This window comes from Salmonella sp. SJTUF15581, assembly GCF_043356775.1.
Lineage (GTDB): Bacteria > Pseudomonadota > Gammaproteobacteria > Enterobacterales > Enterobacteriaceae > Salmonella > Salmonella enterica.
Genome location: NZ_JBEUJY010000022.1, coordinates 1 through 10921, shown reverse-complemented (window position 1 = coordinate 10921; position 10921 = coordinate 1). Strand labels below are relative to the sequence as shown.

Here is a 10921-nt window from a genome sequence, read left to right as displayed (position 1 = left end):
ATAATCACGCCATAAACGACAATAAGGATAGTTGTATGCGTTTTTCATCAATTTTCAAAATAATAATATTAAATATATTTATTTCAAAAATGGCTCACGCTGCTGTCTGCGAGGATCGCTATCCCCCCGACTCGGAAGAATGCCAGTACGTTCAGGAATTAGAGCAAAAAGCGGAACAAGGAGATGAAAGCGCGCAGTTCTCGCTTGGAAGCTGGTATGCGGAGGGGCGATATGTTAAGCCTGATTATAAACTAGCCATAAAATGGCTGGAGAAAGCGGGTAAACAAGGTTCTGATTTTTCCTATTTCATCCTTGGCTATCATTACAACTATGGTGAAAATTTTCCACTTAGTCGACAAAAAGCGCTGGAGTGGTATCGCAAGGCGGCAGAGCTAGGGGATAGTAGTACGCAAGAAATCCTCGGTGATGCCTATATGTATGGCGATGGGTTTCCCCAAAATACCCAGCTAGCGCTGGAGTGGTATCGAAAAGCCGCCTCTCCAACCAATGATGCGGGCGTTGTCCGCGGACAGGGTTCAGCTTCGTCAGCACAATTTAAGCTTGGAGTAATGTACGCCCACGGTCAGGGCGTTCCTCAGGATTATCAGCAAACGGCGATCTTGATGCGTAAAGCGGCGGAAAATATGTACTACCCCGCGCAACTTTATCTCGGCGTTGCCTATTTTTATGGTGAAGGCGTGCCTCAGGATTATCGTCAGGCAGTTTACTGGCTTAATGAAGGTATACCAAGCAGCTATACGCCAGGCCACATTCCGCTGAATGCGCTCTATGATAAAGCGCATCCCGCTGACCGGGTTCACTCTCAGACGTGGTATCGAAAAACAGCGCAACGCGTGATGGCAAAGGTACAGTACAATTTTGGCGTATGGTATTACAACGGTTATCACTTATTGAAAGATCACAACCTGGCGCTGGAGTGGTATCGCAGAGCTGCAGCGCAGGGATTGGCCGAGGCGCAGGATGCGATCGGCGTGATGTTTATGCAGGGTGAGGGCGTTTCTCAGGACTACCAACAGGCGCTGGCGTGGTATCGCAAAGCCGCACGCCAGGGACTGCCTGCTGCGCAAACGCATCTTGGCATCATGTCTGCATTTGGTCGCGGCGTCGCGCAAAGCGACAGACAGGCTATCGCATGGTATCGAAAAGCAGCAAAACAGGATTTTGCGAAAGCGCAATATCAGCTTGGCGTGGCATATAGCACGGGAAGAGGCGTGCCTGAAAATAGCCGGAATGCGCTGAAGTGGTACCTTAAAGCGGCAGAACAGGGGTTTACTCCGGCACAATCAGCGCTTGGGGAAATTTATGCTCATGGGCGCCAGGGTGTGCCTAAAGATAATAAGCAGGCCTATATTTGGTATTACATGGCAAGTATGTATACGGAAAAATCTAAGGATGATTGTTCAGCGCTCATTGCCGAAAGAAACCGACTCAAGGGAACGCTCACCCCAGATCAACTTAGCGAGACATATGCCGCCTTTGATCTCATCAGGCGAAAAATCAACCAATCAAAGGAGGCGAAAAAGATTGCCAGGAAGAAGTATTGATAAGATAACCAATAAGCTATGGCGCCATGGTGTGAAGTCTGCCTGTGGGGTAAGGATATGGGGCAGTGCTGATTGATTTGAAATTGGTGCTTTATGAAGTCATGGTGGTGGGGGAAGGATGACTCAGCGCTGCGCGCTTCGCCCTTCGGGCCGTTGCCGTTGGCAACGTTCTCTCGCTTTCGCTCGAATCGAACCTTAGTCGAAGCTTCTCATCCTTCCTCGTACGGAGAGATATGAGACACTATGCTTAACGGGGATAAGATACGCGACGGAAGTGATGGTGGTGGGGGAAGGATGACTCAGCGCTGCGCGCTTCGCCCTTCGGGTCGTTGCCTGCGGCAACGCTTTCTCGCTGCGCTCGAATCGAACCTTAGTCGAAGCTTCTCATCCTTCCCCGTACGGAGAGATATGAGACACTGTGCTTAACGGGGATAAGATACGCGACGGGAGTGATGGTGGTGGGGGAAGGATTCGAACCTTCGAAGTCGATGACGGCAGATTTACAGTCTGCTCCCTTTGGCCGCTCGGGAACCCCACCAGGGGTAATTCAAATTGTAGGTAAAGCTTGAAGATGGTGGTGGGGGAAGGATTATTCGTCGCTTCGCTCCTCACCCTACGGGCCGTTGCCGTTGGCAACGTTCTCTCGCTTTCGCTCGAGCCGAACCTTAATCGAAGGTTCTCACCCTTCCCCGACAAGTGCAAACTTCTGCATTGCTCATCGAGTTAACTACATCGCTGTAGTGAATAATGGTGGTGGGGGAAGGATTCGAACCTTCGAAGTCGATGACGGCAGATTTACAGTCTGCTCCCTTTGGCCGCTCGGGAACCCCACCACGGGATAAATTCATTATGCTGCTTGCATTCTATATCGGGAAGGATTATTCGGAGCTAAAGCTTCTCACCCTTCGGGCCGTTGCCTGCGGCAACGTTCTCTCACTATTGCTCGAGTCGAACCTTGAAGTCGATGACGGCAGATTTGCAGTCAGCTCCCTTATGATCGCTCGGGAACCCCACCACGGGGTAATGCTTAATACTGGCCCGCTTCCTTTCGGGAAGCGGGGCGCATCATATCAAATGACACGCCGCTGTAAAGCATTCCTTTGCCTGAAATGAACTGTTTGCGTACTTTTCATCCGTAACGGATTAAAGCTAATCAATTCATATTACTGACGATTAAAGAATAATCGTCCGATTGCCGTAAACAAAGACCCGCTGCGCCAGAACCTGATACAGCGCGCGGCTTAATACGTTTTTCTCAACGTCGCGCCCGGCACGCATCATATCTTCTGCGGTGTAGGTGTGATCGACGTGAATCACGTCCTGCATAATGATTGGGCCTTCATCCAGATTATCATTCACATAGTGCGCGGTAGCGCCGATGATTTTCACGCCGCGCTCATAGGCCTGATGATAAGGACGCGCGCCGATAAACGCCGGCAGGAATGAGTGGTGGATATTGATAATTTTGTTCGGGAAGCGCGCCACAAAACCTGGCGTCAAAACACGCATATACTTGGCCAGCACTACATAGTCCGGTTGATGGGCATCAATGGCGTCCGCCATCTTCGTGTCATGCTCTTCACGCGTTAATCCCTCATGGCTGACCAGTTCGAAAGGGATCTCAAAACGTTCAACCAGCGAGCGTAACGTTTCATGGTTGCCAATGACCGCGGCGATTTCAACATCCAGCCCGCCATAGTTGGCTTTCATCAGCAGGTCGCCCAGACAATGCGCCTCTTTGGTAACCAGAATCACTACCCGACGGCGTCCGGCGGGATTGAGTTCACGAACAGAGCCTTCCGGTAAGGCGCTGTCCAGATCGGCCAGAAGAGTGGAATCATTGAAGATGCCTTCCAGCTCGGTCCGCATAAAAAAGCGTCCGGTGCGATGGTCCACAAATTCATTGTTTTGCACAATATTAAGCTCGTGCTTATAGCAAATGTTGGTAATCCGCGCGATAAGGCCTTTTTGATCGGGACAAATAGTACGCAGAACTTTACGTTGTAGTGATTGCATTGCCGGAAAAATCCTGTTGAGAGTGTTTGCTGTATCGATACTGTCAGGCGTCACTGGCCGCAGCACTTTTTAAATTTTTTGCCTGAACCGCACGGGCAGGGATCGTTTCGACCCAACTGCGGGCGGGTACCGTCAATATAATACCACTGACCGTTTTCTTTGATAAAACGAGAACGTTCGATAATCGCCCCGGTTTTCCCTTGTTCGGAAAAACGCGCGATAAAACTAACATACCCTGTATTTTCTGCTTCTGACCAGGTATGTTCAAAAATAGTCAGGCCGAGCCACCTGGTATTGGCAAATCCGGCGATGATATCATCACGAAACGCGGCCGCATTGCAGGTTGGATGCCAGCTCTTAATTAAGTAATCTGCGTCTTTCATCACAAAAGCGCAGTAACGAGAGCGCATGAGATGTGACGGATCGGGTGCTACTCGTTCTCCGGACACAATACGACCACAACATAGGCTATACTCGTCAGCGCTACCACAGGGACAAGGCTGAGACACAATAATCTCCCTGAATATAAAAAACGGCGTTGAACGCCAGGGTGGCATTATGTTAACTGAGCAGTGGCGATGTTGCTACGTCTTGAAGCCAGGGGAAGTCGTTAAGTACGATGAGAAAAATGAAAATAGGGCTGGCGCTGGGATCTGGCGCAGCGAGAGGATGGTCTCATATTGGGGTCATCAAAGCCCTCAAGCAAACAGGCATTGATATTGATATCGTTGCAGGATGCTCAATAGGTTCACTGGTCGGCGCCGCGTATGCCTGTAATAAATTATCGGCGCTTGAACAGTGGGTATGTTCATTCCGCTACTGGGATGTTTTACGCCTGATGGATGTATCCTGGGGCAGAGGAGGGTTGCTTCGCGGCGAACGCGTATTTAATCACTATCGGGATATTATGCCCGTCACGGATTTTGACCACTGTTCAAGACGTTTTGGCGCGGTCGCGACGAATCTTAGCACTGGACGAGAGCTATGGTTTACTGAAGGCGATCTACACCTTGCCGTACGCGCGTCGTGCAGTATGCCAGGGCTGATGTCTCCGGTTGAGCATAACGGTTACTGGCTGGTAGATGGCGCAGTCGTTAATCCGGTACCTGTTTCGTTAACCAGGGCGCTGGGGGCTGATATCGTTATTGCGGTAGACCTGCAACATGATGCCCACCTCATGCAGCAAGATTTGCTCTCTGTAAATGTCGGGAATATCAATGAAGAGAGCGATGATGCGCTGCCCTGGCATAAGCGTTTAAAAGAACGTTTCAGCAGCCTGACTTCACGCCGTGGCGTGAGTTCGCCTGGGGCAATGGAAATCATGACAACCTCCATCCAGGTGTTGGAAAATCGTCTTAAACGTAACCGTATGGCTGGCGATCCGCCTGATATTCTCATTCAACCATTCTGTCCGCAAATCTCTACGCTGGATTTTCATCGCGCCCATGCCGCTATTGCGGCGGGTCAGTTAGCCGTAGAGAAAAAGATGGACGAACTTATACCCTTGGTGCGTACCGACGTTTAATGTACCTTTTACGATCACTTAAGCAAATTCTGACAGGCGCAAGCGGCAATACCATGCCACTATTGATTAAAGCCAGTCAGGGGAGAGAACATGACGCAGCCATTGGTCGGAAAACAGATTCTTATTGTTGAAGACGAGCCTGTATTTCGCTCGCTTCTGGATTCGTGGTTTTCCTCTTTGGGAGCGACAACGGCATTGGCAGGCGACGGGGTGGATGCCCTGGAGTTGATGGGGCGTTTTACCCCTGATCTCATGATATGTGATATCGCGATGCCGAGAATGAACGGTCTCAAACTGGTAGAAAACTTACGTAATCGCGGAGACCAGACGCCTATTCTGGTTATTTCCGCAACAGAAAATATGGCGGATATCGCCAAAGCGTTACGCCTTGGGGTTGAAGATGTCTTGCTGAAGCCGGTAAAAGATCTCAACCGCTTGCGGGAAACCGTATTCGCTTGCTTATACCCTAATATGTTTAACTCGCGGGTTGAAGAAGAAGAACGCCTGTTTCGTGACTGGGATGCAATGGTGAGTAATCCAACCGCCGCAGCGCAATTGTTGCAGGAATTGCAGCCCCCGGTACAGCAGGTGATTTCCCATTGCCGCATTAATTACCGGCAGCTCGTCTCCGCCGATCAGCCTGGACTGGTGCTGGATATTGCGCCGCTATCTGATAACGAACTGGCATTTTATTGCCTGGATGTCACCCGGGCGGGCGATAACGGCGTGTTAGCCGCATTGTTGCTGCGAGCGCTATTTAACGGCTTATTGCAGGATCAGCTCGGCCAACAAAAGCACCGTTTACCGGAGTTAGGCGCGCTATTAAAACAGGTAAATCATCTGCTCAGACAAGCCAATTTACCTGGGCAATTCCCGCTATTTGTCGGCTACTATCACAGTGAGCTCAAAAATTTGATTCTCGTCTCCGCCGGATTGAACGCCACCTTAAATACGGGCGCTCATCAGGTTCAAATTAGCAGCGGCGTGCCGCTAGGAACATTGGGTAACGCCTACCTTAACCAATTAAGCCAGCGTTGCGACTCGTGGCAGTGTCAAATATGGGGCGCAGGAGGGCGCCTGCGATTGATGTTGTCTGCGGAATGACCAAACGGAAGAGTGAGCGGAAATTGCTTTACCGGCCTTTCCCGACGAGTGTTACTATCTGCGGCAGATTTATAAGTATTTGTCTTAATTATACCAATATAAGTCCTTTTTGGACCTGAGGCTTGTTCTGGTACTGATATACTGGAACACGATACAGATTAATGAACACGTTCAATACATGAACAGTCCAGGAGAATTTTAAATGGCTGCCCTTAATTCGAAAGTCAAAAAAGCCGTTATCCCGGTCGCGGGATTGGGAACCAGGATGCTGCCAGCGACCAAAGCTATCCCGAAAGAGATGCTGCCGCTGGTTGATAAGCCATTAATTCAGTACGTCGTGAACGAATGTATCGCTGCTGGCATTACTGAAATCGTGCTTGTTACGCACTCGTCTAAAAACTCTATTGAAAACCACTTTGATACCAGTTTTGAGCTGGAAGCGATGCTGGAAAAACGCGTTAAGCGTCAGCTTCTGGAGGAGGTTCAGTCTATTTGCCCTCCGCATGTCACTATTATGCAGGTACGTCAAGGGCTGGCAAAAGGCCTGGGCCATGCCGTATTGTGCGCGCATCCCGTTGTCGGAAACGAACCTGTCGCTGTTATTCTGCCAGACGTTATTCTTGACGAATATGAGTCCGACCTGTCTCAGGATAACCTGGCTGAAATGATCCGCCGTTTCGATGAAACCGGCAATAGCCAGATTATGGTTGAGCCAGTAGAAGATGTGACTGCATACGGCGTGGTCGATTGTAAAGGCGTTGAGCTGGCGCCGGGCGAAAGTGTGCCGATGGTTGGCGTGGTTGAAAAACCAAAAGCGGATGTCGCGCCGTCTAACCTTGCGATTGTCGGGCGTTATGTGTTGAGCGCGGATATCTGGGCATTGCTGGCGAAAACCCCTCCGGGCGCCGGGGATGAAATTCAGTTGACCGATGCTATCGATATGCTGATCGAAAAAGAAACGGTTGAAGCCTACCACATGAAGGGTAAAAGCCATGACTGTGGTAATAAGTTAGGATATATGCAGGCATTCGTTGAATATGGCATCCGTCATAATTCGCTGGGTGCTGAATTTAAAGCCTGGCTTGAAGAAGAAATGGGTATTAAGAAGTAACGATACGTTATAAATTTTTTAACAGAAGCGCTGGTAAATCCGGCGCTTTTTTTATGCCTGGGGTCGTCAGCGGAGAACTCAGGCAAAAAAAAATCCCGCCAGCGGCGGGATTTTAAGCATCCAGGAAGTAAATTATTCCTTGATCAGGAAATCTTCCAGTTGCTTACCTTGTTCTTCCATTGCTTTTTTGATTACAGCCGGTGTACGACCCTGGCCAGTCCAGGTTTTAGTTTCACCGTTTTCGTCAACATAGCTATATTTAGCCGGACGAGCTGCGCGTTTAGCTTTGGTACCGGATTTAGCGGCAGCCATGCTATTCAGCAGTTCATTCGGGTCAATGCCGTCGGCAATTAACATTTCACGATACTGTTGCAGTTTACGAGTGCGTTCTTCCACTTCAGCAGCAGCAGCGCTTTCTTCTTCACGACGCTCATTAACGACAACTTCTAATTTTTCCAGCATTTCTTCAAGCGTTTCCAGAGTACATTCTCTTGCCTGCGCACGAAGAGTACGGATGTTGTTCAGAATTTTAAGTGCTTCGCTCATTGTAGTAATCTCAAACTTATATTGGGGTGGTTTGTTGAGCTAATAATAGAGCGATAAATTCAGTTGTGCAATAGCCAGGAATGTAAGGAATTCAAAATTACGCTTTATTAAGCACACGTTTTAATTATCTCAACTTAAATTTTCCTTGAGGCGCCGCACAAAAAAGAGCTTATTGGCAGGGGGGATACTCACCGTCTGTCGCTAAAAATTTAGGAGTCAGGTCACATTTTATCATGATGAAATACGATCTCATTGCAGAGATATCAATCTCTTGTATTAGCTTTCCTTACAAGAAAACCCTATTACTTTGCACCGGGTATGAGTAACGGTAACAATAAGTACAAGGTTTTCATATTGGCGGGTGATGATAAGCATTGTTGATGAATTTTAACGGCATAATTTGTGAAGGAATGTGTATATACCCTTCATACTTCAAGTTGCTTATGTGTTGGCTACGCTCGCTCACCCCAGCCACATAGTTATCTATGCTCCTGGGGACCCACTCCCTTGCCGCCTTTAAGCAACTCGAATTATTTTGGGTATAGTGAGCGATGTTTGTACAATTCTTAATACTCACCGGAGCGCGAGCCGCGCCGTCGCGTCGGTAAATTATGGTACAATCCCGCCAATCTTTATTTCACTCAGGTGAGGTCCTGCGACCAATGGCACAGCTATATTTCTACTATTCGGCAATGAATGCGGGTAAGTCGACTGCACTGCTGCAATCTTCATACAATTATCAGGAACGCGGGATGCGTACCGTCGTATATACGGCGGAAATCGACGATCGTTTCGGCGCAGGCAAAGTCAGCTCTCGTATCGGTTTGTCGTCGCCGGCAAAATTGTTTAACCAAAATACATCCTTGTTTGAAGAGATTCGTGCCGAGAGCGCGCGGCAGACAATACATTGCGTGTTAGTCGACGAAAGCCAGTTTTTGACTCGCCAGCAGGTTTATCAATTATCCGAGGTTGTCGACAAATTAGATATTCCAGTACTTTGCTATGGGCTACGAACAGACTTTCGTGGGGAGCTCTTTGTCGGCAGCCAATACTTGCTGGCATGGTCAGATAAGCTGGTGGAGTTAAAAACTATCTGTTTCTGCGGTCGTAAAGCCAGTATGGTTCTGCGCCTTGATCAGGACGGCAGGCCTTATAACGAAGGCGAACAGGTGGTTATTGGCGGGAATGAACGCTACGTTTCAGTTTGCCGTAAGCATTATAAGGACGCGCTGGAGGAGGGCTCACTGACGGCGATTCAGGAGCGTCATCGGCACATATGATACCTGAGGTAAAGATCGGCTTATAAAACGCCCTGTAGCGCTTTGGAGGTCATTATTCAGGCCTCCTGACGAAGGGCGTGCCGTGAGCACGTAGGCCAGATGATCAGCATAGCGCCTTCAGGCATCAGATAAACAGGTAAAACAAAAAAACGGCCTCAATTGAGGCCGTTATTGTCATGCTAAAACAGATAACGAATTAAGCGGATTTTTTCGCTTTTTTCTCTGCTTTCGGTGCGGCAACGACGTCTTTCTTCGCTGCAACTTCACCTTCGGTGAAATCACGACCGTAGTAGGTATCCAGCAGAATCTGTTTCAGTTCGGAGATCAGTGGATAACGCGGGTTAGCGCCGGTGCACTGGTCATCGAAGGCATCTTCAGACAGTTTGTCAACGTGTGCCAGGAAGTCAGCTTCCTGCACGCCTGCTTCACGGATAGACTTAGGAATGCCCAGCTCAGCTTTAATGCTTTCCAGCCATGCCAGCAGTTTTTCAATCTTAGCGGCGGTACGGTCGCCCGGCGCGCTCAGGCCCAGGTGGTCAGCAATTTCAGCGTAACGACGGCGTGCCTGCGGACGATCGTACTGGCTGAAAGCGGTCTGCTTGGTCGGGTTGTCATTCGCGTTATAGCGGATAACGTTACAAATCAGCAGGGCGTTCGCCAGACCGTGCGGAATGTGGAACTGAGAGCCCAGTTTGTGCGCCATGGAGTGACATACACCGAGGAAGGCGTTGGCAAACGCGATACCGGCGATAGTCGCTGCACTGTGAACACGTTCACGCGAAACCGGATTTTTAGACCCTTCGTGGTAAGACGCCGGCAGGTTTTCTTTCAGCAGTTTCAGGGCCTGCAGAGCCTGACCGTCAGAGAACTCAGAAGCCAGTACGGAAACATAAGCTTCCAGAGCGTGAGTTACCGCATCCAGACCACCGAACGCACACAGGGACTTCGGCATATCCATCACCAGGTTGGCGTCGACAATCGCCATATCCGGGGTCAGGGCGTAGTCAGCCAGCGGATATTTCTGACCGGTTGCATCGTCGGTCACAACCGCAAACGGTGTGACTTCAGAACCGGTACCGGAAGTGGTGGTGACGGCGATCATTTTCGCTTTCACGCCCATTTTCGGGAACTTGTAGATACGTTTACGGATGTCCATAAAGCGCAGCGCCAGCTCTTCAAAGTGGGTTTCCGGATGTTCGTACATGACCCACATGATTTTCGCGGCGTCCATCGGGGAACCACCGCCCAGCGCGATGATCACGTCCGGTTTGAAGGAGTTCGCCAGCTCAGCGCCTTTGCGAACAACGGAAAGCGTCGGGTCGGCTTCAACTTCGAAGAAGACTTCGGTTTCAACGCCAGCCGCTTTCAGCACAGAGGTGATCTGGTCTGCGTAGCCGTTGTTGAACAGGAAGCGGTCAGTCACGATCAGCGCACGTTTGTGGCCATCGGTAATCACTTCATCCAGCGCGATGGGCAAAGAGCCACGGCGGAAGTAGATAGATTTCGGAAGTTTGTGCCACAACATGTTTTCAGCTCGCTTAGCAACGGTTTTCTTGTTGATCAGGTGTTTCGGACCAACGTTTTCAGAGATGGAGTTACCACCCCAGGAACCACAACCCAACGTCAGGGAAGGTGCGAGTTTGAAGTTGTACAGGTCACCGATACCACCCTGAGAGGCCGGGGTGTTGATCAGGATACGCGCGGTTTTCATCATCTGACCGAAGTAAGCAACGCGTTCTGGCTGGTTATCCTGGTCAGTGTACAGGCAGGAGGT

Annotated in this window: 9 protein-coding genes, 2 tRNA genes and 4 other RNA genes; 5 read left to right on the top strand and 10 right to left on the bottom strand. The window is 49.7% G+C overall.

Annotated features, from left to right (window positions below):
- Positions 1-35: 35 nt before the first annotated feature.
- A complete protein-coding gene (locus ABVN36_RS23295) occupies positions 36-1565 on the top strand; it encodes a tetratricopeptide repeat protein (RefSeq protein ID WP_079917305.1) in 1530 nt (509 codons plus the stop codon).
- A 102-nt stretch (positions 1566-1667) separates the two neighbouring features.
- Here the strand turns inward: ABVN36_RS23295 and ABVN36_RS23290 are convergent.
- The 8 genes from ABVN36_RS23290 to ABVN36_RS23255 all read right to left on the bottom strand — a co-directional run bounded on the left by ABVN36_RS23290 (position 1668) and on the right by ABVN36_RS23255 (position 4090).
- A non-coding RNA gene (locus ABVN36_RS23290) (RtT sRNA) lies at positions 1668-1799 on the bottom strand.
- 44 nt (positions 1800-1843) lie between these two features.
- Positions 1844-1974, bottom strand: a non-coding RNA gene (locus ABVN36_RS23285) — RtT sRNA.
- A 44-nt stretch (positions 1975-2018) separates the two neighbouring features.
- Positions 2019-2103 (bottom strand) — tRNA-Tyr (locus ABVN36_RS23280).
- A gap of 34 nt (positions 2104-2137) precedes the next feature.
- A non-coding RNA gene (locus tag ABVN36_RS23275) (RtT sRNA) lies at positions 2138-2269 on the bottom strand.
- 44 nt (positions 2270-2313) lie between these two features.
- A tRNA-Tyr gene (locus ABVN36_RS23270) sits at positions 2314-2398 on the bottom strand.
- A gap of 28 nt (positions 2399-2426) precedes the next feature.
- A non-coding RNA gene (locus ABVN36_RS23265) (RtT sRNA) lies at positions 2427-2568 on the bottom strand.
- Positions 2569-2738: 170 nt separating this feature from the next.
- The gene (gene purU / locus ABVN36_RS23260) at positions 2739-3581 is read right to left on the bottom strand and encodes a formyltetrahydrofolate deformylase (protein ID WP_001191156.1); all 843 of its coding nucleotides are present in this window, start codon (positions 3579-3581) and stop codon (positions 2739-2741) included.
- 50 nt (positions 3582-3631) lie between these two features.
- On the bottom strand, positions 3632-4090 hold the full coding sequence (locus ABVN36_RS23255; RefSeq protein ID WP_001540172.1) for a YchJ family protein: 459 nt from the start codon (positions 4088-4090) through the stop codon (positions 3632-3634).
- Between the two features lie 110 nt (positions 4091-4200).
- On the opposite strand from ABVN36_RS23255, the gene rssA reads away from it, so the two are divergent.
- The 3 genes from rssA (at position 4201) to galU (ending at position 7321) form a co-directional block, all read left to right on the top strand.
- Positions 4201-5106 carry a patatin-like phospholipase RssA gene (gene rssA / locus ABVN36_RS23250; protein WP_001230575.1) on the top strand — a complete coding sequence of 302 codons (906 nt, stop codon included), beginning with the start codon at positions 4201-4203 and terminating at the stop codon, positions 5104-5106.
- 90 nt (positions 5107-5196) lie between these two features.
- Positions 5197-6210: a two-component system response regulator RssB gene (gene rssB / locus ABVN36_RS23245; RefSeq protein ID WP_000193432.1), complete on the top strand. Its 1014-nt coding sequence runs from the start codon at positions 5197-5199 to the stop codon at positions 6208-6210.
- Between the two features lie 202 nt (positions 6211-6412).
- Positions 6413-7321, top strand: a complete 909-nt coding sequence (galU, locus tag ABVN36_RS23240; protein ID WP_000729450.1) for a UTP--glucose-1-phosphate uridylyltransferase GalU — start codon at positions 6413-6415, stop codon at positions 7319-7321.
- Positions 7322-7453: 132 nt separating this feature from the next.
- Here the strand turns inward: galU and hns are convergent, their stop codons facing one another.
- Positions 7454-7867 (bottom strand): histone-like nucleoid-structuring protein H-NS, encoded by a 414-nt coding sequence (gene hns / locus ABVN36_RS23235; RefSeq protein WP_001287383.1) that lies wholly within the window; start codon positions 7865-7867, stop codon positions 7454-7456.
- 662 nt (positions 7868-8529) lie between these two features.
- Here hns and tdk point away from each other — a divergent pair.
- Complete coding sequence (gene tdk, locus ABVN36_RS23230; RefSeq protein WP_000068097.1) at positions 8530-9147, top strand: thymidine kinase; 618 nt, start codon at positions 8530-8532, stop codon at positions 9145-9147.
- A gap of 196 nt (positions 9148-9343) precedes the next feature.
- Here the strand turns inward: tdk and ABVN36_RS23225 are convergent.
- On the bottom strand, positions 9344-10921 hold a 1578-nt coding region (locus tag ABVN36_RS23225), incomplete at its 5' end, for an iron-containing alcohol dehydrogenase (protein WP_393921111.1).

What these genes read in the sequence shown, in the direction of transcription:
- ABVN36_RS23295 (WP_079917305.1), top strand. Translation starts at nt 36, where the DNA reads ATGCGTTTTTCATCAATTTTCAAAATAATAATATTAAATATATTTATT.
- rssB (WP_000193432.1), top strand. Translation starts at nt 5,197, where the DNA reads ATGACGCAGCCATTGGTCGGAAAACAGATTCTTATTGTTGAAGACGAG.
- tdk (WP_000068097.1), top strand. Translation starts at nt 8,530, where the DNA reads ATGGCACAGCTATATTTCTACTATTCGGCAATGAATGCGGGTAAGTCG.
- rssA (WP_001230575.1), top strand. Translation starts at nt 4,201, where the DNA reads ATGAGAAAAATGAAAATAGGGCTGGCGCTGGGATCTGGCGCAGCGAGA.
- purU (WP_001191156.1), bottom strand. Translation starts at nt 3,581, where the DNA reads ATGCAATCACTACAACGTAAAGTTCTGCGTACTATTTGTCCCGATCAA.
- hns (WP_001287383.1), bottom strand. Translation starts at nt 7,867, where the DNA reads ATGAGCGAAGCACTTAAAATTCTGAACAACATCCGTACTCTTCGTGCG.
- galU (WP_000729450.1), top strand. Translation starts at nt 6,413, where the DNA reads ATGGCTGCCCTTAATTCGAAAGTCAAAAAAGCCGTTATCCCGGTCGCG.